General features: G+C 65.9%; 27 protein-coding genes. 22 read left to right on the top strand and 5 right to left on the bottom strand.

What is annotated here, in order from left to right:
- Positions 1–9: 9 nt before the first annotated feature.
- Together tsaB and VHL31_RS08195 are read left to right on the top strand one after the other, a co-directional pair.
- A complete protein-coding gene (gene tsaB / locus VHL31_RS08200; RefSeq protein WP_329660720.1) occupies positions 10–675 on the top strand; it encodes a tRNA (adenosine(37)-N6)-threonylcarbamoyltransferase complex dimerization subunit type 1 TsaB in 666 nt (221 codons plus the stop codon).
- Entirely contained in the window at positions 672–1,199 is a 528-nt protein-coding gene (locus tag VHL31_RS08195; RefSeq protein WP_329660755.1) for a GNAT family N-acetyltransferase, read from the top strand. Before tsaB ends, VHL31_RS08195 begins: the two co-directional genes overlap by 4 nt.
- Here VHL31_RS08195 and VHL31_RS08190 read toward each other — a convergent pair.
- Positions 1,196–1,414: a sulfurtransferase TusA family protein gene (locus tag VHL31_RS08190; protein ID WP_329660719.1), complete on the bottom strand. Its 219-nt coding sequence runs from the start codon at positions 1,412–1,414 to the stop codon at positions 1,196–1,198. The two genes, VHL31_RS08195 and VHL31_RS08190, sit on opposite strands and share 4 nt — an antisense overlap.
- A 132-nt stretch (positions 1,415–1,546) precedes the next feature.
- On the opposite strand from VHL31_RS08190, the gene VHL31_RS08185 reads away from it, so the two are divergent.
- The 19 genes from VHL31_RS08185 to irrA all read left to right on the top strand — a co-directional run bounded on the left by VHL31_RS08185 (position 1,547) and on the right by irrA (position 22,014).
- Positions 1,547–1,975: a MucR family transcriptional regulator gene (locus VHL31_RS08185; protein WP_329660718.1), complete on the top strand. Its 429-nt coding sequence runs from the start codon at positions 1,547–1,549 to the stop codon at positions 1,973–1,975.
- A gap of 138 nt (positions 1,976–2,113) precedes the next feature.
- Positions 2,114–3,475 (top strand): tRNA (N6-isopentenyl adenosine(37)-C2)-methylthiotransferase MiaB, encoded by a 1,362-nt coding sequence (gene miaB, locus VHL31_RS08180; RefSeq protein ID WP_329660717.1) that lies wholly within the window; start codon positions 2,114–2,116, stop codon positions 3,473–3,475.
- 14 nt (positions 3,476–3,489) lie between these two features.
- A complete protein-coding gene (locus VHL31_RS08175; protein WP_414653672.1) occupies positions 3,490–4,530 on the top strand; it encodes a PhoH family protein in 1,041 nt (346 codons plus the stop codon).
- The gene (gene ybeY, locus VHL31_RS08170; RefSeq protein WP_329660715.1) at positions 4,527–5,036 is read left to right on the top strand and encodes an rRNA maturation RNase YbeY; all 510 of its coding nucleotides are present in this window, start codon (positions 4,527–4,529) and stop codon (positions 5,034–5,036) included. Before VHL31_RS08175 ends, ybeY begins: the two co-directional genes overlap by 4 nt.
- Complete coding sequence (locus VHL31_RS08165) at positions 5,033–5,947, top strand: hemolysin family protein (protein WP_329660714.1); 915 nt, start codon at positions 5,033–5,035, stop codon at positions 5,945–5,947. Before ybeY ends, VHL31_RS08165 begins: the two co-directional genes overlap by 4 nt.
- Positions 5,940–7,505 carry an apolipoprotein N-acyltransferase gene (gene lnt, locus VHL31_RS08160; RefSeq protein WP_329660713.1) on the top strand — a complete coding sequence of 522 codons (1,566 nt, stop codon included), beginning with the start codon at positions 5,940–5,942 and terminating at the stop codon, positions 7,503–7,505. The genes VHL31_RS08165 and lnt overlap by 8 nt, the downstream gene beginning before the upstream one ends.
- 19 nt (positions 7,506–7,524) lie before the next feature.
- Positions 7,525–8,046 (top strand): helix-turn-helix domain-containing protein, encoded by a 522-nt coding sequence (locus tag VHL31_RS08155; RefSeq protein ID WP_329660712.1) that lies wholly within the window; start codon positions 7,525–7,527, stop codon positions 8,044–8,046.
- Positions 8,047–8,196: 150 nt separating this feature from the next.
- Entirely contained in the window at positions 8,197–9,372 is a 1,176-nt protein-coding gene (metK, locus tag VHL31_RS08150) for a methionine adenosyltransferase (RefSeq protein WP_329660711.1), read from the top strand.
- A 29-nt stretch (positions 9,373–9,401) separates the two neighbouring features.
- Positions 9,402–10,085, top strand: a complete 684-nt coding sequence (gene trmB / locus VHL31_RS08145; RefSeq protein WP_329660710.1) for a tRNA (guanosine(46)-N7)-methyltransferase TrmB — start codon at positions 9,402–9,404, stop codon at positions 10,083–10,085.
- Positions 10,086–10,204: 119 nt separating this feature from the next.
- Positions 10,205–10,750 (top strand): ribosome maturation factor RimP, encoded by a 546-nt coding sequence (gene rimP, locus VHL31_RS08140; protein WP_329660709.1) that lies wholly within the window; start codon positions 10,205–10,207, stop codon positions 10,748–10,750.
- An 8-nt stretch (positions 10,751–10,758) separates the two neighbouring features.
- Positions 10,759–12,309: a transcription termination factor NusA gene (nusA, locus tag VHL31_RS08135; protein WP_349262390.1), complete on the top strand. Its 1,551-nt coding sequence runs from the start codon at positions 10,759–10,761 to the stop codon at positions 12,307–12,309.
- Positions 12,306–12,977, top strand: a complete 672-nt coding sequence (locus tag VHL31_RS08130) for a DUF448 domain-containing protein (RefSeq protein ID WP_329660707.1) — start codon at positions 12,306–12,308, stop codon at positions 12,975–12,977. The genes nusA and VHL31_RS08130 overlap by 4 nt, the downstream gene beginning before the upstream one ends.
- Positions 12,974–15,721, top strand: coding sequence for a translation initiation factor IF-2 (gene infB, locus VHL31_RS08125; RefSeq protein WP_329660706.1), 2,748 nt, complete (start codon positions 12,974–12,976; stop codon positions 15,719–15,721). The genes VHL31_RS08130 and infB overlap by 4 nt, the downstream gene beginning before the upstream one ends.
- A 71-nt stretch (positions 15,722–15,792) precedes the next feature.
- Positions 15,793–16,155, top strand: coding sequence for a 30S ribosome-binding factor RbfA (gene rbfA, locus VHL31_RS08120; protein ID WP_329660705.1), 363 nt, complete (start codon positions 15,793–15,795; stop codon positions 16,153–16,155).
- Positions 16,152–17,096 carry a tRNA pseudouridine(55) synthase TruB gene (gene truB / locus VHL31_RS08115; RefSeq protein ID WP_329660704.1) on the top strand — a complete coding sequence of 315 codons (945 nt, stop codon included), beginning with the start codon at positions 16,152–16,154 and terminating at the stop codon, positions 17,094–17,096. Before rbfA ends, truB begins: the two co-directional genes overlap by 4 nt.
- The gene (rpsO, locus tag VHL31_RS08110; RefSeq protein WP_329660703.1) at positions 17,093–17,362 is read left to right on the top strand and encodes a 30S ribosomal protein S15; all 270 of its coding nucleotides are present in this window, start codon (positions 17,093–17,095) and stop codon (positions 17,360–17,362) included. The genes truB and rpsO overlap by 4 nt, the downstream gene beginning before the upstream one ends.
- A gap of 196 nt (positions 17,363–17,558) precedes the next feature.
- Entirely contained in the window at positions 17,559–19,826 is a 2,268-nt protein-coding gene (gene pnp / locus VHL31_RS08105) for a polyribonucleotide nucleotidyltransferase (RefSeq protein WP_329660702.1), read from the top strand.
- A gap of 213 nt (positions 19,827–20,039) precedes the next feature.
- The gene (locus tag VHL31_RS08100) at positions 20,040–21,458 is read left to right on the top strand and encodes an NAD(P)H-dependent flavin oxidoreductase (RefSeq protein ID WP_329660701.1); all 1,419 of its coding nucleotides are present in this window, start codon (positions 20,040–20,042) and stop codon (positions 21,456–21,458) included.
- Between the two features lie 118 nt (positions 21,459–21,576).
- Positions 21,577–22,014 carry an iron response transcriptional regulator IrrA gene (gene irrA, locus VHL31_RS08095; protein WP_329660700.1) on the top strand — a complete coding sequence of 146 codons (438 nt, stop codon included), beginning with the start codon at positions 21,577–21,579 and terminating at the stop codon, positions 22,012–22,014.
- A 76-nt stretch (positions 22,015–22,090) separates the two neighbouring features.
- Here the strand turns inward: irrA and VHL31_RS08090 are convergent, their stop codons facing one another.
- Positions 22,091–22,591 carry an SH3 domain-containing protein gene (locus VHL31_RS08090; RefSeq protein WP_329660699.1) on the bottom strand — a complete coding sequence of 167 codons (501 nt, stop codon included), beginning with the start codon at positions 22,589–22,591 and terminating at the stop codon, positions 22,091–22,093.
- A gap of 158 nt (positions 22,592–22,749) precedes the next feature.
- Between VHL31_RS08090 and VHL31_RS08085 the strand changes: the two genes are divergently transcribed.
- Entirely contained in the window at positions 22,750–23,736 is a 987-nt protein-coding gene (locus VHL31_RS08085) for a D-glycerate dehydrogenase (protein ID WP_329660698.1), read from the top strand.
- Here VHL31_RS08085 and VHL31_RS08080 read toward each other — a convergent pair whose 3' ends face one another.
- The 3 genes from VHL31_RS08080 to VHL31_RS08070 all read right to left on the bottom strand — a co-directional run bounded on the left by VHL31_RS08080 (position 23,737) and on the right by VHL31_RS08070 (position 26,092).
- Positions 23,737–24,393, bottom strand: coding sequence for a hypothetical protein (locus tag VHL31_RS08080; protein ID WP_329660697.1), 657 nt, complete (start codon positions 24,391–24,393; stop codon positions 23,737–23,739). It lies immediately after the preceding gene.
- A gap of 62 nt (positions 24,394–24,455) precedes the next feature.
- Positions 24,456–25,121: an ABC-type transport auxiliary lipoprotein family protein gene (locus VHL31_RS08075; RefSeq protein WP_329660696.1), complete on the bottom strand. Its 666-nt coding sequence runs from the start codon at positions 25,119–25,121 to the stop codon at positions 24,456–24,458.
- Positions 25,118–26,092, bottom strand: coding sequence for an MlaD family protein (locus VHL31_RS08070; protein WP_329660695.1), 975 nt, complete (start codon positions 26,090–26,092; stop codon positions 25,118–25,120). Before VHL31_RS08070 ends, VHL31_RS08075 begins: the two co-directional genes overlap by 4 nt.
- Between the last annotated feature and the right edge of the window lie 4 nt (positions 26,093–26,096).

Below are 26,096 nucleotides of genomic sequence, written 5' to 3'. Positions count from 1 at the left end.
GGAACCGGATTGCGCATTCTAGCGATCGACGGGACGGGCCCGATCGCCGTGGCAGCCTGTGTGGCAAGACCCGGTGGCGAGCCGGTGATCCTGGCGTCGATCGAGCGCGCGATTGCTCGGGATGCCGACCTCCTTCCAGCCGGCGTTGCCGCCTGCCTGCCGGCAGCCGGATGGTCGGCACGCGACTGGGACGTATTGGCCTGTTCGATCGGCCCTGGCTCCTTCACGGGAATCAGGGTCGCCGTCGCCCTGGCCCGGGGGCTCGCCATGGCAGCTGGACGACCTGTGCTTGCGGTCACCCGATTCGAGGCAATCGCAGCGCACGCACGCGGCGCCGGTATCACTGCGCCGTTGCAGGTCGTGATCGATGGCGGACGCGGCAACTGGTACGTGCAGGATATGGGCAGTGCCGGAACGATCTCGCAGCCGCCCGCCACCATGCCGGCGATCCCACAGGAAAGCGGTGCCGGCATGATGGTCGGCAGCGGGCCGGGCGTAACCGAGGTCGAGTCGGACGCCACCGATGTCGCCCGCGTGGCGGCGATCAGGCTGGCGGGAGGCGAGCAGCCGGTGCAAGGCAGGGACCTGGTGCCGCTCTATCTTCGTGGCGCAGATGCACGTGCCGATGCAGGCCGCTCGCTGCTGCAGGCGGCGGGATACGCGCCGTGGCGATGATGGCGCTGCCGCGCCCAGGTCAGATCGCCGTGAAGAACATCGGCCCGTTCGACCTTGGCCGGCTGGCACGCCTCCATCGTGGCTGCTTCGAAGATGGCTGGTCGCGATCGGACATCGCGCACCTCCTGTCGCTTCCCGGCAGCTTCGGCCTCATCGCGCGCTGCTACGAGCGGGGGTTGTCGGCCATTGATGGGCTGCGGGGCGTGGGTTTCGCGATCTGCCGTGTGGTGCGCGACGAGAGCGAACTACTTTCGATTGGTGTGCTGCAACCTTGGCGGCAACGTGGGGTTGCCGGCACGTTACTCGAAGCAGCCATGGCGCGCGCTCATGCAGCAGGCGCCGAGACGATGTTCCTGGAAGTTGCGGTCGATAATGTACCCGCGCAAACTTTATATGAAATGCATCGCTTCCAGAGAGTAGGCACACGGCTCGACTATTATCATCGCCCGGACGGGCGTAAGATCAGCGCATATACGATGAAGGCTTCCTTGTATGAGCCTAGGTCGACAGTCACAAGCGACTAGTCGCCACCACGCCTGACCACGAGTTCGAAGATACCCTGATCCACGGCTTGCCGGCTTACGATCTCGTGGCCGTGATCTGCAAGCGAGCGAGGAACATTAACAAGTGGTTCACCTTCGTTAAGGCGAATGCGCAGCAGGTCGCCGGGGCGCATTTTCTCCAGCATGAGTTTGGTTCGGACAAATGTGATCGGACATGTGTCCCGCGTGATGTCCAAGGTTGCTTCGCCGGAGCCCAACTCTTCTCGCCTTTTCTGTATCGTTTTGCAAATGCCCCTTGCAGGGACGGACCAGCGAAATATAGTAGTGGCTTGCGTATTACCAAGATGGCCAGGAGCCTTCAGAGAAAAATGACGGAGCAGTTGACCCAAAACGAACTTCTGTCGCTCACGACGGAGATCGTCGCGGCGCACGTGTCCAACAATACGGTGCCGTCCACCGAGTTGCCGGACCTTATCAGGCTCGTATATTCTTCCCTGTCATCCCAGGGAGTCGAGATCAAGGAGGAGCCACAGGAGAAACTGACTCCCGCGGTGCCGGTGAAGAAGTCGGTGACGCCGGAGTACATCATCTGCCTGGAGGACGGTAAGAAGCTGAAGATGCTGAAGCGGCATCTGAAGACCCGTTACAATATGTCGCCGGAAGATTACCGCAAGCGGTGGGGCCTGCCGGACGACTATCCAATGGTGGCGCCCGCCTACGCAGAACAGCGCTCGTCCCTGGCCAAGAAGATCGGCCTCGGCACGAAGCCGCGTGCACGTGGCCGCCGCGGCGGCTGATGGATTCTGGGTAGCTGCGATCGGCCGTCCGGCATTTCCGCGAGGAAGTGCCGTGGCCGGCGTAACGAAGCGTAACTTGACGGCTCCGACCGCACCGGGAAATAACTCGGCGGAGAAGAACGGATATTTGGCTGGCGGGTGACGAAGAAGCTCTTCATCAAGACCTATGGCTGTCAGATGAATGTGTACGACTCCGAGCGCATGGCCGGAGCGCTTTCAGCCCACGGTTACACCGCCACCGACCTGATCGAGGAAGCCGACCTCGTCGTTCTGAACACCTGCCACATCCGCGAGAAGGCCGCCGAGAAGGTCTATTCGGAGCTGGGACGGGTGCGGCAGCTGCGTGACCGTCGCCGGGCGGACGGCCAGGACGTCACGATCGCCGTGGCCGGTTGCGTCGCCCAGGCCGAAGGTGAGGCGATGCTTCAGCGCGCGCCCTTCATCGATGTGGTCGTGGGTCCGCAGGCCTATCACCGCCTGCCCGAGATGCTGGCCAGGCGCGGGAACCGTGGTCCCGGCATCGTCGACACCGAGTTTCCGATCGAGAGCAAGTTCGACGAACTGCCGGACGCGCTGGTCCCCGCGGGGCCATCGGCCTTCCTGACCATCCAGGAAGGCTGCGACAAGTTCTGCACGTTCTGCGTGGTACCTTACACCCGCGGCGCGGAGGCATCGCGGCCGGCCGGGGCGATCTTGCGCGAGGCCAGGACGCTCGTGCAGGGCGGAGCCTGCGAAATCACCCTGCTCGGGCAGAACGTGAACGCGTATCGCGGCACCGCGCCCGACGGCACCGGGTGGGGACTGGGCCGGCTGGTACGGGAGCTGGCGGAGATCCCAGGTCTCGCCCGCATCCGCTACACCACCTCCCACCCGCGCGACGTCGACGACGATCTGATCAGTGCCCATCGCGACGTGCCGCAGCTCATGCCCTTCCTGCACCTGCCGGTACAGTCGGGTTCCGACCCGATCCTGAAGGCGATGAACCGAAAGCATACGGCCGACGACTACCTGCGGATCGTGGAACGGCTGCGCGACGCGCGCCCGGACCTGGCACTCTCGTCCGACTTCATCGTAGGTTTTCCCGGCGAGAGCGACGAGGATTTCCGGGCGACGCTGCGCCTAGTCGAACGCGTCGGCTATGCGCAGGCCTTCTCGTTCAAGTACAGCCCTCGACCCGGGACACCTGCCAGCCTGATGAAGAAGCAGCTCCGCGACCCGGTGAAGACCGAACGGCTCGCACATTTGCAGGAACTTCTGGAAGTGCAGCGCCGTTCGTTCGACAGCGCCAGCATCGGGGTGCAGATGGAGGTTCTGATCGAGCGCGATGGCCGCGATCCAGGCAGCAAGGTAGGCCGCTCGCCCTGGCTGCAGATCGTCCATTTGGAGGGACCTGATCTCAGGGTCGGGGACCTCGTGACGGTGGAGATCGAGCAACTGCATGCCCGCAGCCTTGGTGGCCGGCTGCTTGGACCGCCAGCCCAACGAGGACGCGCCGCTTGAAGTCCCTCCTGCCGATGGCAGAACTGGACCACGCCGATCGGCGTGTCGTTCTTCCGGACAACCGGCTTTGTGCCATCGTGTTCGGCCAGCACCATAGCCACCTCGCCCGTATCGAGCAGCAGCTACCGGTCAACCTGGTGGCGCGCGGCAACGAGGTGATCGTGCACGGGGACGACCCGGATGCGGTCAACTCGGCGGCAACCGTGCTGCAGGAACTTTATGTGCGTGCGCGGGGTGGTGAGGATGTGGGCAGGGACGAGGTGGATGCAGTCATCCGCATGGTGACCGCTGGCGAGCCCTTGCCGACCGAAGGCTTCCGCGGGCAGCAGTCGGCGGTGCGGACCGAGCGCAAGCTCGTGGTGCCGCGAACGCCCAACCAGGCCCGGTATCTGGAAGCACTGCAGAAGAACGATCTGGTGCTGGGGCTGGGTCCCGCAGGCACGGGCAAGACCTACCTCGCCGTGGCGGCGGCGGTGGCCGCAATGAAGGCGCGCACCGTCGAGCGGCTGATCCTGTCGCGGCCGGCGGTGGAAGCCGGCGAACGGCTGGGCTTCCTTCCGGGCGACATGCGCGAGAAGGTCGATCCCTACCTACGCCCGATCTACGACGCGCTCCACGATCTCCTGCCCGAAGGAAGGCTGGAGCGGGCGATCGAAAGCGGCCAGATCGAAATCGCTCCGCTCGCGTTCATGCGCGGACGCACGCTCCGGAACGCCGCGGTCATCCTGGACGAGGCGCAGAACGCCACGCCAGTACAGATGAAGATGTTCCTCACCCGCCTTGGCGAGAACTCTCGCATGGTGGTGACCGGCGACCCCAGCCAGTCGGACCTGCCGCCTGGCGTGAAGTCGGGGCTGCAGGACGCCGTCGATCGGCTGGAGAACATCGAGGGGATCGCCGTGGTCCGGTTCGGCCAGGCCGACATCGTGCGCCATCCCTTGGTGCAGAGGATCGTGCGGGCCTACGAGCCCGACGACGTGGCCCCGCTCGCCGCTGATGCGGGCGTGGCAAGGACGCTCCAGCGTGGAACGTCCCTTTCGGTACGGGAACAATGAACGACGACAGTAGTCACCCGATCGAGGTGACGGTCGAGGCAGAGGCCTGGAACACGACCGTCACCGACCCGATCGGGCTCGTGCAGACAACCGCGGCCCAGACGCTGATCGAAGCGGCGCCGGCCCATCTGCGGAACGCGCAGGTCTCGGTCCTCCTGACCGATGATGAACGGATCCGTATCCTCAACCACGACTGGCGTGGCAAGGACAAGCCGACCGACGTGCTGTCGTTTCCGGCCTATGACCCGGACGTGCCCGTGCCGCCCGGCATGGTGCCGGAACTGGGCGACATCGCCGTTGCCCTGGAGACGGTCAGACGTGATGCAGCCGCGGAAGGCCGGGCGGCCGAGGAACATCTCCGCCACATGATCGTCCATGGCGTGCTGCACCTCCTCGGCTTTGACCACGAGACCGGCGAATCCGATGCCCTGCGCATGGAGCGGACGGAGGCCATGATCCTCGCCCGATTCGGCATCGCCGATCCCTACGCGGAGGCCGTGCCGTGAGGCAATTGCAGCGGCGGGCGGAACAGAACCCGTCCCTGTTCGGCGACCTGCTCAAGCGCCTGCGCAGCTTTGCTGGTGCCGCGGACGACGAGGAAGGCTCAATCCGGCGCCAGATCGAGCGCCTGATCCGCGGCGAGGACGATGGCGCCGGCCCTGCCCTCGCCCCGGCGGTGGGGGAATTGGTCCTCAACGCGCTGGCCTTCGGCGAATTGCAGGTCGCCGACGTCATGGTCCAGCGCCCCGACATCAAGGCAGTGCCGAAGGACGCGACACTGGCCAAGGTCCTGGACACGATGCACGCCGGCATGCACACGCGCCTGCCCGTCTATGGGACGGCCTTGGACGACATCGTCGGCATGGTGCACGTCAAGGACCTCCTGCCGTTCTTCCTGCAGCCCGACGGGTTCGACCTGGCAACGGTCACGCGCCGCGTCCTGGTGGTCCCGCCCTCCATGAGCGTCCTGGCCCTGGTGCGCGAGATGCGCGACACCCGCGTGCACATGGCGGTGGTGGTCGACGAGTTCGGCGGGACGGACGGGCTGGTCACGATGGAGGATCTGGTCGGCGAGATCATCGGCGAGATCCCCGATGAGCACGATCCGGCGACCGATGCACAGATCGTCCGCCAGCCGGACGGGACCATCGACGTGGACGGGCGGGTCTATCTGGACGATCTCGAGGAAGAACTCGATGTTCGGTTGGCCGACGAGGAAACGCGGGAAGAGGTCGAGACCATCAGCGGCCTGATCTCGGCGCTGGTCGACCGGATCCCGATGGCTGGCGAGACCATCCAGCACCCGGCCGGGCTCACGTTCGAGATCCTGGACGCGAGCACCCGGCGGATCGAGCGGGTGAAGATCCACGACCGCCGTGACAAGGCCGCGGGCGACGTCGAGGTGGCGAGTGACTGAACCGGCGCCGCCTAGCCGGATCGAGACCGCTCTTCTCCGTCACCCGCTGCTGACCGCCGCGCTGGCGGGCATCGCGGCGGCACTCGCCCTGCCGCCCTGGCACATCGTTCCGGGACTGCTGGGCTTCGCCTTGCTGGCCCTGCTCATCGCCCGCGCGCCCAGCGCCGCGCGGGCGTTCGGCCGCGGTCTCGCCTTCACCTTTCCGCACTACCTCCTCTCGCTCTACTGGGTGGCGATCGCCTTCTCCGCGGAGGCGGAGCAGGTTGGTGCGCTGGCACTGCCGGCGACCTTCCTGATGTGCCTGGTCTGCGCGCTGATCCCGGCGATCGGCATGTTCCTGCTGCGGCTGGCGGGCGTCTCGCATACCCTTCCTACCGCGCTTGGGATCGCCACGATCTGGGGGCTCACCGAGTGGATCAGGGGCGCGGTCATAGGTTTCCCCTGGAACCCCATGGCCCTGGTCTGGGCGGCGAGCGAGCCGACCCTGCAAGTCCTCTCGCTGACGGGAACGCCTGCCCTCTCGGTGCTGACCGTCGGGGCGGCGGGTGCTGCAGTCGTGACGCTCACTCCTGCGGCCCTGGCGCAGCGGCTTGCCGGCTTGGCACCGGCCCTGGTGCTGACGCTCGTGATCGTCGGCTTTGGCTGGTGGAAACTGTCCATTCCCCTGCCGCCGCCGACCGACCTGGAGTTGCGGATCGTCCAGGCGGATATCGCGCAGGACCATAAATGGGATCCGGAACGGCTGCGGGAGAATTTTCTGCGGCATGTCGAACTGTCCGAGGAGCCGGCACCAACGCTGCCGAAGATCGTGATCTGGCCGGAAAGTGCTGTACCGTTCTCCCTGGAGAGCGACGAGGTGGCTCGCGGCTATGTCAGCCGGATCGCGATGCGTGGCGATGGCTATGTGGTGGTGGGCTCGAACCACTTCGCGCGCGGCACGGACGACAGCCTGCTCGCGAACAACAGCGTCTACATCCTCGACGGCAAGGGCGAGTTCGGGCCTCGCTATGACAAGGTCAACCTGGTGCCGTTCGGTGAGTTCCTGCCGTTCCGCTGGGCGTTGGGTGCCCTTGGCCTCGAAGCCGTGGCGGCGCGTGGCGACTTCCAGCGCGGGCCTGGCCGGGTCACCGTCGCACTGGACGGGATCCCGCCCTTCTCGCCCCTGGTTTGCTACGAGGTGGCCTTTCCCTCCGAAGCCACCGACGGGACCGGCCGGGCACGCTGGCTCCTGAATATCACCAACGACGCCTGGTTCGGCGACAGTGCCGGCCCTTGGCAGCATCTGGCACTGGCCCGCGCCCGCAGCGTCGAGGAAGGCCTGCCGATCGTCCGGGCGGCGAACACGGGCATCTCCACCGTCACCGACAGTTATGGACGGGTGCTGGCGGAACTGGGCCTTGGCGAGCGCGGCGTGATCGATGGTCAGCTTCCGGCGGCGTTGCCGGAAAGACCGATGGGTGGACGATACGGGACGATGCTGGGTTGGTTGGCGATCGTCCTGCTCGGGTCTGCTTGCCTATGGCGGGAATACAGGGCAAACAGTCCACCTTCTGAGTGAACAGCCGTCCCTGGCGAGCATGAGCAGCGAGCATCCCGATCCGGTCGACGTGCATGTCGGGAAGCGACTGAAGCTCCGTCGCACCTTGATGGGCATGAGCCAGGAGAAGCTCGGCGAATTGCTGGGTGTCACATTCCAGCAGATCCAGAAGTACGAGCGCGGCTCCAACCGAATGGGAAGCTCCCGGCTGTTCGCCATCTGCCGGATCTTGGACACGCCGGTGTCCTGGTTCTTCGAGGGGATGGACGAGCCGGTCCATACCGAGACGCGCTATGCGCTGGCCGAGGAGCGCAGCCGCTTCCGCTTCGAGGGGGCACCAGCCGAGCGCCTGCCGGGTGGACGAACGACGCCGGTGGAGAGCCGGGAAGCACTGGAGCTGATCAGGGCGTTCAACCGGATCACCGACCCGACGATCCGCCGACGGCTCTTCGAACTGACCAAGGCGCTGGCCGATCTGGCGCCCGAAACACGGCCGATGCGTTCCTACCCGGCGGGCGGCGGAGGCGATTGGTCGCTACCGCGGTCCGAGCGCACTTCTTGACCCGCCATGGCCAGCCGTCCAGAACCCCCCGATCATCATGGCGTGCAATCCTGCTGACCACTGCGTCGTCGAGCGTCGGATTGAACCGGCACGCATATCCGTGTGCCTCGCGTCTGGGTGAGCCCTGTTGGTTCGGAGAGTGGGCGATCTATGGCCTCCAGCGAGTTTCTCTTCACCAGTGAGTCCGTGTCCGAAGGACACCCGGACAAGGTCTGCGACCGGATCTCCGACGAGATCGTCGATCTGTATCTCGGTGAATTCCCGTTCGCGCGCGTGGCGTGCGAGACCCTGGCCACGACCAACCGCGTCGTGATCGCCGGCGAGGTTCGCCCCGGCGCCAACAGCAAGATCGACAACGACCTGATCACGCAGACGGCCCGCAAGGCCATCCGCTCGATCGGCTACGAGCAAGACGGCTTCCACTGGGAGAACGCCAAGGTCGAGGTGCTGCTGCATGAGCAGTCGCCCGACATCGCCCAGGGCGTCGATGCCGGTGCGACCAAGGACGAAGGTGCCGGCGACCAGGGCATCATGTTCGGCTATGCGGTGGACGAGACGCCCGAGCTCATGCCGGCGCCGATCTACTATTCGCACGAGATCCTGCGCCGGATGGCGGCCGACCGTCATTCCGGCAAGGTGAAGGGCTTCCAGCCGGACGCCAAGAGCCAGGTCACCCTGCGCTATGTGAACGGCAAGCCGGTGGCGGCGACGTCGGTGGTGGTATCGACCCAGCATGACGAGGGCCTGTCGCCCGGCGACATCCGCGAGCTGGTGCGCCCCTATGTGCAGGCCGTTCTGCCGGAAGGCTGGTTTCCGCCGGAAGCCGAGTTCTACGTGAACCCGACCGGCAACTTCGTGATCGGCGGCCCCGACGGCGATGCTGGCCTGACCGGCCGTAAGATCATCGTCGACACCTACGGGGGTGCCGCTCCTCATGGCGGCGGCGCCTTCTCGGGCAAGGACCCGACCAAGGTCGACCGCTCGGCCGCCTATGCCGCCCGCTACCTCGCGAAGAACGTCGTGGCCGCCGGCCTTGCGCGCAAATGCGTGATCCAACTGGCCTATGCGATCGGCGTGTCCAAGCCTCTCTCGATCTATGTCGACACGTTCGGCACCGGCGAGGTCGACGAGAACCGCCTCGCGACGGTGCTGAACGACGTCATGAACCTGAGCCCGCGGGGCATCCGCGAGCATCTGGGCCTGAACAAGGCGATCTACGCGCGCACCGCGGCCTACGGCCATTTCGGCCGTCAGGCCCAGGCAGATGGCGGGTTCTCCTGGGAAGCGCGCAATCTTGTCGACGAGCTGAAGCGGGCGTTCAACTGACCAGCGGCAGGGACGGTGCGGCCGGCGACATGCCGGTCCGCCGCCAGATCTGGGGTCGTCGGCAGGGGCCCGGGTTGAAGCCGGCCCGGCGCAAGCTCCTGGAGGAGCGCCTGCCGGCGCTCAGGGTCGTGCTGCCGGAGCACGGCATGCTCGATCCGTCCGCCCAGTTCGCGGAGCCGCTTCGAGGCTTCCGGCTCGAGATCGGCTTTGGAGGTGGCGAGCACCTGGCAGCGCAGGCAACCGCTCATCCGGAGTTGGGCTTTCTCGGGGTCGAACCGTTCATGGACGGGGTCGGCAAGCTGGTCGCCCAGATCGACGAGAGCGGGCTGCGCAACGTGCGGGTCCTTCCCGACGACGCGCGTCTGCTGCTCCGCGTGCTCCCGGATTCGTGCCTGCAGCGGATCGACGTGCTGTTTCCCGACCCGTGGCCGAAGGCCAGGCACCAGAAGCGGCGGATCGTCAACCGGGAGACGGTGGTGCAGATGGCTCGCGTGCTGGCACCGGGCGGCGAGTTGCGGCTCGCCACGGACATTGTGGATTATGCCCGCTGGATGCTCGAAGCGACGCTGGCGGAGCCGCGGCTGGTATGGCAGGCCGAGCGGGCCGACGAATGGCGGCTGGCGCCTGCGGACCATGTCCGGACACGCTATCAGGCCAAGGCCGAACGGGAAGGACGGCCAGCTGTCTTCCTGAGGTTCCTGGCGGACAAGTAGGCGTGCGTTCTCGCCTCCGTTGGGGGCGATTCCCCTTGCACTTTCGGGCTGCTGAGCCTACCTACCTGTTCGTTCACTACCGCGCCGATGCGAGGTGAGTGGGTAGAAACCCGCTCCCTTTGGCATGCCGTTTTTTCGGGAGCTTCACCATCCGCACTCTTGTCGATCTGATCGAACCTAGCCTTCACGGGATGGGCTTCGAGCTCGTTCAGGTCAGGCTGCTCGGGCAGACGCGCAAGACGCTGCAGGTGATGGCCGAGCCGAGCGACCCCAAGCGCCTGATGACCGTCGAGGACTGCGCCGACATCAGCCGGGCAATCTCGGCCGTGCTCGACGTCCACGATCCGATTCCGGGCGCCTACAACCTGGAAGTAAGTTCGCCCGGCATTGATCGACCGCTCGTGCGCCTGCGCGACTACGCGCGCTTCAAGGGGCACCTGGCCAAGATCGAGGTCGAACCCGACCTGGAAGGGCGCAAGCGCTTCAAGGCGGTGATCGAGAACGTGGAAGGCGAGGACGTGCTGATCGTCGAGGACGGACGGACGTTCCGCGTGCCGTTCGCAAGCATCCGCAAGGCGCGGCTCGTATTGACCGATGAACTGATCGCCGCGGTGCAAGCCGCTCAGGCGGAGACGGAAGAAGCAAGCCCGGTGGGAGGCGTCTGATGGAAGCGATGGGTCCAGTGTTCGGCCGAGCCGAGCTCTTGCGAATCGCGGAAGCCGTGGCCCAGGAGAAGGGCATCTCGCCGACCGAGGTCATCGAGGCCATGGAGCAGGCGATCGGCACGGCCGCTCGCCGCAAATATGGCCAGGACCTGGAGATCCGCGCCGAGATCGATCGCAAGACGGGCGAGATCGGCATCTTCCGGGTCATGCAGGTGGTCGAGGAAGTCACCGAGCCCACCCTGCAGATCGCCCTGTCGGACGCCAAGCGGCTGAACCCGGTAGCGCGCGAAGGCGACGTCATCGAGGATCCCCTGCCGCCCATCGACTATGGCCGGATCGCGGCGCAGTCGGCCAAGCAGGTCATCGTGCAGCGCGTCCGCGAAGCCGAGCGTGAGCGGCAGTACAACGAGTTCAAGGACCGGATCGGCGAGATCATCGTCGGCGAGATCAAGCGGGTCGAGCATGGCAACGTGCTGGTCGACCTCGGCAAGGCCGAGGCGATCTGCCGCCGCGACGACCTGATCCCGCGCGAACTGTTCCGCAACAAGGATCGGATCCGCGCTTATCTCTATGACGTGAGCCACCAGACCAGAGGCCCGCAGATCTTCCTGTCGCGCACGCATCCCCAGTTCATGGCGAAGCTGTTCGAGCAGGAAGTGCCGGAGATCTATGACGGCATCATCGAGATCAAGGGCTGCGCCCGTGATCCGGGCAGCCGGGCCAAGATCGCCGTCTATTCCCGCGAGGGCGGCATCGACCCGGTCGGTGCCTGCGTGGGCATGCGCGGCTCGCGCGTCCAGGCCGTCGTGCAGGAGCTGGCGGGCGAGAAGATCGACATCATCCCGTGGTCGCCTGATCCGGCCAATTTCGTGGTGAACGCACTGGCGCCGGCCGAAGTCGCCCGCGTCGTGCTGGATCCGGACAACAACCGGATCGAGGTGGTCGTGCCCGACCACATGCAGCACATCGCGATCGGCCGTCGCGGACAGAACGTCCGCCTTGCAAGCCAGCTGACCGGCTGGGAGATCGACATCGTCTCCGAGACCGAGGACAGCGAGAAGCGCACCAGCCTCTTCCGTCGGCGCATCGAGCTCTTCACCGAGGCGTTGAACGTCGAGACGGTGATCGCCGAGCTGCTTGCGACCGAGGGCTTCGATACGGTTGCGGACGTCGCCTACTGCCCGCCGGAAGAGCTTGCCGGGATCGAAGGCTTCGACGAGGAGATCGCTACCGCGCTCATCGAGCGTGCCGTGTCCTGGCTCGACGAACAGCGCGAGGCGCTGCAGGCCGAGGCTGCGGAGCTGGGCATCGCCGACGATCTGATCCAGTTCGAGCAGATCGAACTGGCCCAGATCGTCGAGCTTGGTCGCAAGGGCATCAAGTCGCTGGAAGACTTGGCTGACCTGGCCGGTGACGAACTGGTCGAGTACCTGCCGCAGGCTGGGCTCACGGCTGAGAGTGCTGGCCAGATCATCGTGGCCGCGCGCGTGGCGCTCGGCTGGATCGAGGCACCCGAGCAGCCGGCCGAAGAGGCCGAACCGGAAGCGGAGCCCGCTTGAACGAAACGACGGTCTCCATCATCGAAGAGCCGGTCGCCGCGGGCAGAAATCCGCGACGCTCCGTGCTTTCACGTGCGCGGCAGGATCGCGACGGCATGCTGCGCTTCGTGCGCGATCCGCAAGGTCAGGTGGTCTTCGACGTGGATGCCAAGCTTCCGGGCCGGGGTTTCTGGCTGGAGGCGGATCGGGCGAGCGTCGAGCTGGCGGTCAAGCGCCAGGCGCTGACGCGGGCGGCGGGACCGGGGTCATCCGTCACCGGCGACCTCGCCGCGCAGATCGAGGATATCCTGGTCCGGCGGGGCCTCGACCGGATCGGGCTAGCACGGCGTGCCGGTGCGCTGGTCGGCGGTTTCGACGAGGTCGAGCGCACGCTGCGTGCCGGACGTGCGGTCATGCTGATCCAGGCGCTGGACGCGGCGGACGACGGGCTGCAGAAGCTCGGGCGGCTCGCCACCAAACTTTCCGTGGTCCGGTTGTTCGACCGGACCGAACTCGGCCGGGCACTCGGCCGGAGCGAAGCGGTCCATCTCGCGGTCACCCACGAGAGCCATGCCGCATCGCTGATGACGATCGTGCGGCGACTTGCCGGCTTCCGGCAGGGTCCGACCGACCGAAGTGCAGATTCGACAGTGACATCGACCGAACGACAGGAACGGCTCGCCTCATGAACGATCCGAAGGGTCAGGACACCAAAGCCCGGATCGGCCTCAACCGCCCGTCTGGCACCGGTGCAAGCACCGGACGCATGGACTTGCCGCGCAAGACGGTCGACGTCGGCACGGTGAAGCAGGCGCGCTCGCATGGCGTGCTGAGCAAGCCCGTGCAGGTGGAAGTGCGCAAGTCGCGGGCACCGGGGCAGCCGCCCGCGGGCGTGGCGCGCATGGCACCGACCGAGCAGGCCGACCAGTCCGGCCGGCCGCCCGCCCCTGGTGGGCAGCGCCCATCGGGCGCCGAGACGCGTGGCCCGGCTGGCGGAGCTGCGGGCAACCGCGGCCCGGTGCGCCTGCGCGCACTGACCGAGGCCGAGCACCAGGCTCGGCTGCAGGCAGTGATCATTAACCAGCGGCGCACCGAGGAAGACCGCAAGCGCGCCGAAGAGGAAGCGCGTCAGCGGGCGATCGAGGATGAGCGCCGCCGGGTCGAGGCCGAGGCGGAAGCCCGCCGCCGGACCGAGGAAGAGACGCGCCGCAAGGCCGAGGATGAGATCCGTCGCAAGGCGGAGGAGCAGGCCCGGCGGCTCCTTGAGGAGCAGGAGCGCAAGACGGCCGTTCAGCCGGGTGCGGCCCGGCCGGACGAGGCGCAGCGCGAGGCGGTGGTTGCCCGGCAGCCGGAAGCACGTGCCGAGCCGGCCGCACGTCCGGCGGCCGAGGTGCGGCCGGCTGTGGAAGCCCCGAAGGTGCCGCAGCCGACCGCGAAATTCGGCTTCGAATCGGTCGACGACAAGCGCGGGATCAAGGGCAAGGCCGCCGCCAAGGCGCCCAAGCTCATGGCACCGGCGGTGCGCCGGGACGACAGCGGCAAGATCAAGGGCCGCATCGTGCTCGGTGCCGAAGGCGATATCGAGGAGCGCAAGGGTCCCTCGGTGGCGGCGATGCGTCGTCGCCAGCAGAAGGGCCGCCAGCAGATCGTCCAGCCGACCGAACTGATCGTTCGTGAGGTGGCGATCCCGGACGTGATCACAGTGCAGGATCTGGCCGCCCGTATGGCGGTGCGTTCCGGCGAGGTGATCAAGGTTCTGATGAAGAACCACATCCTGGCCACGCCGGCGCAGACCATCGATGCCGACACGGCCGAGCTGGTGGTGTCCGAATTCGGCCATCGCCCGAAGCGGGTGTCCGAATCGCTGATCGAGGAGGGCGTCGAGGGCCTGACGATCGACGAGGACGTCAACCTGCAGCCGCGCTCGCCGGTCGTGACGGTCATGGGCCATGTCGACCACGGCAAGACATCGCTGCTCGACGCGCTGCGAAACGCGGACGTGGCGGCCCACGAGGCGGGTGGCATCACCCAGCATATCGGCGCCTATCGGGTCGATATCGGTTCCGGCATGCCGGTGACCTTCATCGACACGCCCGGCCACGCCGCGTTCACGCAGATGCGTGCCCGTGGTGCGTCGGTCACCGACATCGTCATCCTGGTGGTGGCGGCCGATGACGGCGTCATGCCGCAGACGATCGAGGCGATCCGCCATGCCCAGGCGGCGAAGGTGCCGATCGTGGTGGCGATCAACAAGATCGACCGCCCCGAGGCCGACCCGACCCGGGTGAAGAACGAACTGCTGTCCTACGACGTGGTGACCGAGGAATTCGGTGGCGACGTGCAGGCGATCGAGGTCTCCGCGATCAAGCGGACCGGCCTGGAGAACCTGATCGAGGCGGTGCAGTTGCAGGCGGAACTGCTCGACCTGAAGGCGAACCCGGATCGCGAGGCCCAGGGTACCATCATCGAGGCGCGGCTCGACCGCGGCCGCGGCGTGGTGGCCACGGCGCTCGTCCAGAAGGGTACGCTGAAGGTCGGTGATACCGTCGTGTGCGGCGTCACCGCCGGACGCGTCCGCGCGCTGGTCGACGATCGGGGCAAGAGCGTGACCGAGGCGGGACCGTCGGTGCCGGTCGAGATCCTGGGCCTGGATGGAGTGCCGAGTGCCGGCGATCTTCTCTCGGCGACGGACAATGCCGACCGTGCCCGAGAGATCGCCGAGTATCGCCAGCGCAAGAAGCGCGAGGCGCAGCTGGTAGCGACGGCCGGTGCGCGTGGGTCGCTCGAGGACATGTTCTCGAAGATCAAGGTCGGCGAGCTCAAGGAGCTCTCGGTGGTGATCAAGACGGATGTGCACGGCTCGCTTGAGGCGGTGTCCGCCGGGCTGCAGAAGCTCGGTACCGACGAAGTGTCGGTCCGGATCCTGCACGGCGGCGTCGGTGCCATCACCGAGAGCGACGTCACGCTGGCGGCGGCGTCCGGCGGCGTGATCCTGGGCTTCAACGTCCGGGCGAACGCCCCTGCCCGCGAGATGGCCAAGCGCGACGGCGTGGAGATCAGGTACTACTCGATCATCTACGAACTGCTCGACGAGATGAAGGCCCTCCTGTCCGGGCTCCTGGCGCCGGAAGCGAAGGAGGTCATCCTCGGCCATGCGGAGATCCGCGAGATCTTCGTGGTGCAGCGGATCGGCAAGATCGCGGGTTGCCGCGTCATCGACGGGCTGATGAAGCGCACAGCGCGGATTCGTCTGCTCCGCGACGACGTGGTCATCCACGAGGGTGCGCTGGGCTCGCTCAAGCGCTTCAAGGACGATGTCCGCGAAGTGCGCGATGGCTTCGAGTGCGGTCTCTCCCTCGAGGGCTACAACGACATCCGGCAGGGTGACGTGGTCGAGGCCTACGAGGTTCAGGAGGTCGCGCGGAGCCTGTGAGCGGTCGTTCCCGTTCCCACGGGACGTCCGCGAGTGAGCGTGGACGTCCCCATGAACCCTCGCAGCGGCAGATGCGGGTCGGCGAGGCGGTGAGACACCGTCTCGCCGATATCTTCATGCGGCACGAGCTGCACGATCCGGACCTGACGGACGCCGTGGTGACGGTGTCCGAGGTCAGGATCAGCCCGGACCTGAAGCAGGCAACTGTCTTCGTAGCAGAGCTAGGTCGGGACAAGATGCGACCGGCGGTGCTGAAGGCGCTGATCCGCGCGTCCGGCTACCTGACGGCGCGGCTCGGCCGTGAGATGGACCTGAAATATGGTCCACGCCTGCGGATCGTGCCCGACGAGACGTTCGGTGAGGCGTCCAGGGTCGAGACGCTGATCGCCAAGGAGGTTGCCGCCCTTCCCTCCCACGAGGAGAAGGAGGAATGAGTCGGCGGCGCCTCAAGGGCGTGCCGATCCATGGCTGGCTGTGCGTCGACAAGCCCACCGGCATGACGTCGACCCATGTGGTCAATGTAATCAAGCGCGCGACCAACGCGCAGAAGGTCGGCCATGGCGGGACGCTCGACCCGCTGGCCACCGGCGTGCTGCCGATCGCTCTGGGCGACGCGACCAAGACCGTCATGTACGTGATGGACGCGCGCAAGGGTTACGAGTTCACTGTCAAGTTCGGCGAGGCGACCGACACCGACGACAGCGACGGCGTGGTCATCGCCTATTCCGATATCCGGCCGACGGCGGAGCAGATCGAGGCGGCCCTCCCCAGGTTCCGGGGCGAGATCATGCAGCGGCCGCCGATTTACGCGGCCGTCAAGATCGATGGCGAGCGGGCCTACGACCTGGCACGGCGGGGCGAGGAGGTCATCCTTGAGGAGCGGCCGATCCGGGTCGACACGCTCGACTTGGTCGAGATGCGAGACGACGGGTCCGCGGTCCTCTCCATGACCTGCGGCAAGGGCGCCTATGTGCGCTCGCTGGCGCGCGACCTGGGCGAAGCGCTCGGAACGCGCGCCCATGTGACACAGCTTCGGCGGATCATGGTCGGTCCGTTCAAGATAGAAGATTCCGTGCGGCTGGCCGATCTCGAGGCAATCATCGCCGACGAGAGCCTGCCGCAGGTACTGGTACCTGTGACGACGGCGCTGGCCGGCATCCCGGCGCTCGCCGTCACGGAACCGCAGGCCCAACGCCTGTCCGCCGGTCAGCCGATCGTGGCCCTCCCTCACATGATCGAGGGCGAGCTGGGAGCGGAACCGATGGTCAGGGCGATGTGGGGCGGGCGGCTGGTCGCTCTTACTCGTTTCGAGGAAGGCGAACTGCTCCCGGTGCGGGTTTTCCTGACAACGATGCCGATGGAAAAGAGACGATGACGATCACTGCCCAGCGCAAGGCGGAGCTGATCCAGGAGTATGCGACCCACCCGGGCGACACCGGCTCGCCGGAAGTCCAGGTCTCGATCCTTTCGGAGCGGGTCACCAACCTGACCGAGCACCTGAAGATCCACCAGAAGGATTTCCACTCCCGCCGTGGTCTTCTGATGATGGTCGGCCAGCGGCGCAGCCTGCTGGACTATCTGAAGCGCAAGGATGCGAACCGCTACAAGGCGCTGATCGAGCGTCTCGGCCTGCGCAAGTAATGATCGGCGCCAGATAGGCGCCCTGCGTCCGGCGGCTCCACATGGACGATCGTGTCCTGAAGCTGCCGGAGGCGGGCCGTTCGCGAGGTGCGGGCGGCCCGGCTCTCCTTCATGTCGACAGGCAAGGAATGCCGGACCTGCGGGAGTAGACCCCAGCCGAACGTGACGGCCGGGGCGACGAAGGGAAACTGGGGATATGTTCAACCTTACCCGTAAATCGACGACCTGGGGCGGCAAGCCGATCTCCTTGGAAAGCGGCAAGGTGGCGCGTCAGGCCGACGGCTCGGTCATCGCCACCCATGGCGAGACGGTCGTGCTTTGCACTGCCGTGGCAGCAAAAGAGAAGAAGCCCGGCCAGGACTTCTTCCCGCTCACCGTGAACTACCAGGAGAAGGCATTCGCCGCGGGAAAGATCCCGGGCGGGTTCTTCAAGCGCGAGGGCAGGCCGTCGGAGAAGGAGACGCTGATCTCCCGCCTCATCGACCGCCCGATCCGCCCGCTGTTCCCCGACGAGTTCAAGAACGAGGTTCAGGTCGTCTGCACCGTACTGGCGCATGACGGCGAGACCGACACCGACGTCATCTCGATGATCGGCGCCTCCGCGGCGCTCACCATCTCGGGCGTACCATTCTTCGGCCCGGTCGCGGCCGCGAAGGTCGGCTACAAGGATGGCGAGTACCTGCTCAACCCGACGATCGAGCAGCTGAAGACGTCCGAGCTCGATCTGGTGGTCGCTGGCACGTCCGACGCCGTCATGATGGTGGAATCGGAAGCCAAGGAGCTGTCCGAGGACGTCATGCTCGGCGCGGTCATGTACGGCCACAAGCAGATGCAGGCGATCATCGACCTGATCATCGGCTTTGCGGAGCAGTGCGCCAAGGATCCTTGGGACCTTGAGGAGGCCGACAACGCCGAACTCGCCGCCGAGCTTGAGAAGCTGGTCGGGGCCGACTTGCGTGCCGCCTACGCAGAGAAGGGCAAACAGGCCCGCCACGACCTGGTCGACACGGCACGTGCGAAGATGACCGCGCACTGGCCGGATGCAGACATCGACCGGAAGGCGCTGCTCAAAAGCCTGTTCAAGGGCCTGGAAGCCAAGGTCGTTCGTGGGAACATCCTCGATACCAAGCGCCGCATCGACGGCCGCGATCTGGTCACGGTCCGTCCGATCGTGGCCGAGGTCGGTGTCCTGCCGCGCGTTCATGGCTCGGCGCTGTTCACCCGCGGCGAGACCCAGGCGCTGGTGGTCGCGACGCTCGGCACCGGCCAGGACGAGCAAGTCGTCGACGACCTGACCGGCGATTCGCGCAACCACTACATGCTGCACTACAACTTCCCACCCTATTCGGTGGGCGAGACTGGCCGCATGGGTTCGCCCGGACGTCGCGAGATCGGCCATGGCAAGCTCGCATGGCGCGCGACCCATCCGCTGCTGCCGTCCAAGGACCAGTTCCCTTACACGATTCGCGTCGTGTCGGAGATCACCGAGAGCAATGGCTCCTCCTCCATGGCGTCGGTATGCGGTGCTTCCCTGGCGATGATGGATGCCGGCGTACCGTTGACGCGTCCGGTGGCGGGCATCGCGATGGGGCTGATCAAGGAAGGCGACCGGTTCGCGGTGCTCTCTGACATCCTGGGCGATGAGGACCATCTCGGCGACATGGACTTCAAGGTGGCGGGCACCGAAGCTGGTGTGACGGCGCTGCAGATGGACATCAAGATCGCCGGGATCACCGAGGAGATCATGCGGATCGCCCTGGACCAGGCCAAAGGCGGCCGGATCCACATCCTGGGCGAGATGGCCAAGGGCCTGGGCCGCGTGCGCGAGGAAATGCGCGACACGGTGCCGAGGGTCGTCCAGATCCAGATCCCGACCGACAAGATCGGCGCGGTGATCGGGCCGGGCGGCAAGGTCATCCGGGAGATCTGCGAGGTCACTGGTGCCAAGATCGACATCAGCGATGACGGCACGGTCAAGATCGCGTCCTCGGACGCGGTGAAGGGCCAGCAGGCGGTCGACTGGGTGCGTGGCCTGACGTCCTCGCCCGAGGTCGGTGCCATCTACAACGGCAAGGTCGTCCGCATCGTCGATTTCGGCGCGTTCGTGAACTTCATGGGCAGCCAGGACGGCCTGCTGCACATCTCCGAGATCAAGAACGAGCGGATCAACAAGGTGACCGACGTCCTCAAAGAGGGTGATCAGGTCAAGGTGGTGATCCTGGCGATCGACGATCGCGGCAAGGTCAAGCTGTCGATGCGCGCCGTCGACCAGGAGACCGGGGAGCGGATCGAGGTGGAGCGTCGCCCGCGTCGCGAGGACGGCGACAATGGTGAGTACCGTCCGGAGCGTGCCGAACGTTCCGATCGCGGTGATCGGTCAGAGCGGAGCGAGCGCGGTGACCGCGAAGGCGGGTTCCGCCGGCGTGGCGGAGATGACCGTCCGCGTCGCCCGCGCGAGGACTGATGGGTCCGCCCGCGTCCAAGGCAATTGTCAAGCCTTGTCTTGTACGCGGGTGGTTTCATATCCATACTATCGTGGCTGCTTCATAGATCCGGGAGCGTAGGTGGACCGCGCCTCATCCTGACGGCTTCAGAGCGGGCGGCATGCCGGCCCGAATTCGTGGAGCTGCCAACGGATGGTCAGAGCAGGCCGATCGGGACCTCAGGTAGATACTAGATGACTGCAGCTTCGATCGTTGAGCCGATGTTCCTTTCAGGAGCATCGGTTTGGCCATTGGTGGAAGGCGGCAAGGGAGTCGCCGCCTCCAACGGGACCAGCGCTGGTGCCTGGGCCGCCGCCGGCGGCGTCGGCACGATTTCGGGCGTGAATGCCGACCTTATCGACGAGAACGGTGAGTACGTGCCGCTGGTCTATAAGGGCCGCGACCGCAAGAGCCGTCATGAGGAACTGGTCGACTACTCGACCAGGGGCGCCATCAGCCAGGCGCGAATCGCACATGATTTGCGCGGTGGCGAGGGTCGCATCCATCTCAACGTCCTTTGGGAAATGGGTGGCTGCGAGCGTGTCCTGACAGGCGTGCTGGAGGGTGCCAAGGGCCTGATCCATGGCGTCACCTGCGGTGCCGGCATGCCCTACCGCCTGGCCGAGATCTGTGCCCGGCACGAGGTCAACTACTACCCGATCATCTCGTCCGCCCGCGCCTTCAGGGCGCTGTGGAAGCGTACCTATCACAAGTTCGGCGACTGGTTGGGTGCCGTTGTCTACGAAGACCCCTGGCGTGCAGGCGGCCATAACGGGCTGTCGAATGCCGAGAGCCCGGACGTCCCGGAGAACCCGCTTCCGCGCGTGCTCGAGCTGCGCAAGATGATGCGCGAGATGGGGCTGGATCAGGTCCCGATCGTGATGGCGGGCGGCGTCTGGCACCTCAAGGAGTGGATGAGCTGGATCGGCAACAAGGACCTTGGGCCCATTGCCTTCCAGTTCGGTACCCGCCCTCTCCTCACGCAGGAGAGCCCCATTCCGCAGGCCTGGAAGGACCGCCTGCTGAATGTTAATCCCGGCGGGGTGGCGCTTCACCAGTTCAGCCCGACCGGCTTCTACAGCTCTGCCGTACGTAACGAGTTTCTGGACGAGCTGTACGAGCGCTCCGACCGGCAGGTGCCGTTCTCGGAGGAGCCGTCCGATGCCTTGGGGCATACGATCTTCCTGCCGTACGGTCGCTCCAATCATGGCGTCTACATGACGCCTGCCGATCACGCCAAGGCGACGGCCTGGATGATCGAGGGCTTTTCCCAGCCGATGCGCACGCCGGATAGCACGCTGATCTTCGTGGCGCCCGACCGTGCCAGGCAGATCCGGCGCGATCAGGCGGACTGCATGGGATGCCTGAGCCACTGCCGGTTCAGCTCCTGGAAAGACCGCGACACGTTCACGACGGGCTACCAGCCTGATCCGCGCAGCTTCTGCATCCAGAAGACGCTGCAGGACATCGCGCATGGTCGCGGCGACCCGATCGAGAAGCAGCTGATGTTCAGCGGGCACAATGCCTACCGCTTCGGCCAGGACCCCTTCTACAAGGGTGGCTTCATTCCGACCGTGAAGCAGCTCGTGCAACGCATCCTGACCGGCGAATGACACCCCGTGACGCCGAAACTTGCACCGGTGCAGGATTGATGTGTACCGTTTCAGTCCTGTATAGAGTCCGGCAACGCGCAGTTCTCCGGCTCCGCAGCTCGTAGTGGATCATTCATTCATGCAGCGCCCTTACGCAACGGCCCTTCGGCAGCTCAAGGCTTGCGGCCTTCGCCCGACCCGGCAACGTCTGGCCCTGGCAAAGCTGCTGCTTGAAAACGGTCCGCGTCACGTGAGTGCGGAGGATCTTTTTCAGGAAGCCCGCACGAACGCGATCCCCGTATCGCTCGCGACCGTGTACAACACGCTGCACCAGTTCACGGCGGCCGGTCTTCTGACGGAGGTCGTGGTGGGGTCGGGTCAGTCCTACTTCGACACCAATCCCACGTCTCACTGGCACTATTTCGACAAGAACACCGGCGAGATCATCGACATCCCGGAGGATGCGATCGAGTTCAAGAAGCTGCCGGAGCCGCCTGCCGGCAAGGTGATCGATCGAATCGACGTGATCATCCGGGTGCGCGACGTCCGCGGGCACAACAGCCGTACCCGTAACTGATCTGCTTGCGTGCGATCATCGGACATTGTCAGCCAGGGCCCCGCATCAACCGGGGCCCTTTGCTTTCCTGGGCTCGTCAGTCGATCTTTTCGCCTTCGAGCAGGCCCCAGACCCGATCGCGCAGAATCCAGCCCTCGGCCGAACCAAGCTCGATCAGGCACCAGGCGGTATCGCAGGTCTCCAGTTCGCCGATGACGCCTGGCTCCACCTTGGCGACCACACGCGCTTCCAGCGCGGCGTTGCGCTTGATGTCAGCCATGCCGTTCCCGATCACCAGGAGCTTGCGCCGGTTCGACAGGAGATTGGATTTGATCCACCCCGTGGCGCCCTCGTGGTCCACCACCTTGCGCCACTGATAGTACTCCGAGACCACCTTCACCGGCAGGCCGATTCGTCGGTATACCCACAGGACCGGATGTTGCTCGCCGGGACCCGTCCGCATGTTCACGATGTTGGCACTCAGGCTCACGAAACGCGGGAGCGGCTGGCCCGTGCTGCGCTGGCCTTCCTGGGCCATGAGCGGAGCCGCACCCGACAGGACAGCCAAGAGCGCGATCGCACCTACGAAGAACTTCATCCGTCACTCCATGAACGTGCGGTCGATACCCACCTCTTGGGGAGACGGGCAACAGCGAAACGGTGGCGGCGCCATGTCGTTTGTGAGGTGCCGCCATTTCTGCCAAGCTCTCGGCATAGGCCGAACGCCGCCTGCCCTCAGGCGAAAGGGACCGATTGATGATCCGCAACCGCCCGCTCGTGATCGTCACGCGCAAGCTGCCGGACGTGATCGAGACCCGCATGCGCGAGTTGTTCGACGCACGCCTGGCTACCGAGGATCGGCCGCTCACCAAGGCCGAACTCATCGACGCCGTGAAAGTCGCCGAGGTGCTCGTGCCGACCGTGACGGACCGCATCGATGTCTCCATCCTGTCGCAGGCCGGCAGTCGGCTGAAGCTGATCGCCAACTATGGCACCGGCGTGGACAATGTCGACGTGGAAGCGGCGCACCAGCGGGGCATTACGGTCACCAATACGCCCGGCGTACTCACCGAAGACACGGCAGACATGACCATGTCACTGATCCTGTCGGTATCGCGGCGGCTGGTCGAAGGCGAGAAGCTGGCGCGGTCCGGCGAGTGGCAGGGCTGGAGCCCCACCGCGATGCTCGGCCATCGCATCTGGGGCAAGCGCATCGGGATCGTTGGGATGGGACGGATCGGCACCGCCCTCGCCCGCCGCGCCCGCGGCTTTGGCCTTGCCGTCCATTATCACAACCGCAACCGCGTCCATGCGGACCTTGAGCAGGAACTGGAGGCCACGTACTGGGACAGCCTGGATCAGATGCTGGCCCGGATGGACATCATCTCGATCAACTGTCCTCATACGCCCGCGACCTACCACCTTCTGTCGGCGCGCCGCCTGAAGCTGCTGCGTCGGCATGCCTTCCTGGTCAACACGAGCCGTGGCGAGGTGGTCGACGAGGCGGCGCTCACGCGGATGCTGCGCGCCGGCGAACTGGCCGGGGCCGGACTGGACGTGTTCGAGCACGAGCCGGCGATCAACCCGAAGCTTCGCGAGCTGCCGAACGTCGTATTGCTCCCGCACATGGGTTCCGCCACCATCGAGGGTCGGATCGACATGGGCGAGAAGGTGATCGTCAACATCAAGACCTTCACGGACGGGCACCGGCCACCCGACCGCGTGCTGCCGTCGATGCTTTGATCAGCCGGACCTCGTCGCCCGGCGATATAGCTCGATGTCGAGCTGGTTGTTGGCGCTGATTGCGGCGATGTCCTCCGGACTGCCACCCCATGCCTGCGCATTTCCCAGCCGGTTGACCTGCGGCAGCTCTGGCGCGATCTGGACGCTGAGGATCTCGGCCAGCCGTTGCAGCAGCGAGGCAGGATGTTCTGCCAGACCGAACAGGGTCCGGTCATCGAACAGATGGGCGGTCGCCTGCTCCAGATGCTCCTGGCCGAGGGTGACACGGGTGCCGAGCACGCCGGCCAACTGAGCCACCATCGCATTGCGGGGACCGCTGCCCGGCACCTTGTCGGCGTAGAATCGAGCAATGGTCATGTCGGGGCGGGTCAGCTCCGCATGAAGATCATGCGTCGGCAGACTGCGGATGTAGCGGAACAGCGAAAGGACCCGCTGGACAGGGTCGCGCAGCAACACGACGTAGCGATAGGGCCTCCCTTCCAGCAGCTCATGCACACCGTAGGTGAAGTGCCCGCTCACGACGCCAGGCATGCCCGGCTCGTGTCGTCCAACGACTGCCTGCGCGACGGCGGCGGCAGCATTGGCCTGGGCAACCCCGCCCTTGCCCAGCGATCGGCGGAACCAAGCGTGCAGGCTGGAGCCCGACGCACGCGGCACGTGCATATGCAGCAGAACGGGTGGCAAAACGTGCGCTCCGGGATAGTTTGCTCAAGGCGGCGTCAGCTGCGCCGCGGCCGCTCAGCAGGCGGTTCGGCGTTGGCAGCCACCGTACGCACGACCCAGACTGCCAGATCCTTCAGGCCAGCTCCCAGTGCATCGTCATGGGCCGCGACCACATCCTCGATGGAGTTGCTGGCCGCGGGCACCCGAAAGTCCACGAAGCTGGAGTCGATTGAGATTCGCTGGGGCAGGCGCAGGAGCCGGAACTGCAGGCGGACATGGGCCAGGGGGTATGGCGACTGCTGCTGGACCTCTGCCTGGAACTCGCGCACGTGAACGATGAGCGCGAAGTCAGCGCGAGACCCGAAATCGGACCGGTTGAACACATCGATCTTGCCGGTGTTCTCCAGCGTCTCGACCACCAGCGTCCGGACCATGATCGGGATCACGTCCACCCACGTCACCTCGGCATAGTAATCGATCGAGGTCGGCAGCGGCCGCACGGCGATCCGCGCCGTGTTCAGTCCGCCTGCCGCCGTCGGCGTATCGACGACAAGCGACGCATGGGTGTCCGGCAGGTCTGGCGGGAACGAGCTTTTCGGGGTGAGCTCGAAGATCCGCTGTGCGGGCGGGTTCAGGAAATCGAGCGTGGCACACCCGCCAAGCACGGCTGCGCCCGCAGTCGTCAGAAGGCCGCGGCGACCCAGCCGAAAGAGACCACTCATTCCGTCGGCAACCCGCGCCTCGTCCCACCGAACACATAGCCGGCCGGGTCGCGATCGAAGTTGCTGGCTACCCTGGACAAGGTCGCCGTCAGCTGCCGGAACTCCGAGATCAACTGAGTCACTTCATAGAGGCCCGTGCGCGAGAAATCGGCGATCGGCTCGGTCGTGTCGTCCAGGAACATGTCCATCCTGCGGCTTACCTGCTCCAATGCCGAACTCGCGTTGGCCAGGGCTTCCAGGGCGGTCTTGCCCTCGCTACCGACCGTGGCGAACGCTCCGTCGGCCGTCTTGAGAACGCTCCGTGCCTCGCTGCTCAGGCCCGCGATCGCGGCACCCGCCACCCGTAGATCGGCAGCCAGTCCCTGCACGTCTTCCAGCGTCTGTTCAATCCCGTCGCTGCGTGCCGCCAGCGCATCCGTCACCTTGGTGAGATTGCTCAGGGTGCGGTCGACGGCCTCGATATTGTTGTCGTCGAGCAGGAGGCTGATCCGGGCTAGCAGCTTGACCCCGTCAGCCAGGAGTTGCGGCGTCGTCTCCACAAGCTGCTGGAAGGCACCGGGCTGAGATGGAATACGCGGTATGCCATCGCCCTTGTTGGCCATCAACAGCGGCGCCGCCTGCGTACCACCCTCCAACTGGATGAGCGACAATCCGGTGATGCCCTGCGCTTCGACCGATGCCACGGTGTCGGTCTTGACCGGCGTGCCCGCATCAAGGTCGACGATGGTCAGGATGCGACTGACATCCTCCGGATCGATTCGCAGGTCGACGACCCGACCGACCGGAATTCCGCGGTAACGCACCCCGCTGCCGGCCTGGAGGCCCGTTACCGCACCACTGAAGATGATCTCGTAGCGGTCGACCCGCCGGTCCAGCGACGAGCGGCCGAGCCAGACGCCGAACGCGGCAATCGCGATCAGCCCCAACAGGACGAACGCACCGACGACTGCATGATGCGCCCGAGTCTCCATCGGC

Origin of the sequence: Geminicoccus sp. (assembly GCF_036263595.1) — a bacterium.
Classification (GTDB): Bacteria; Pseudomonadota; Alphaproteobacteria; order Geminicoccales; family Geminicoccaceae; genus Geminicoccus.
Note: the sequence above shows the minus strand (reverse complement) of the source record. Positions and strands in the feature narration are given on the sequence as shown.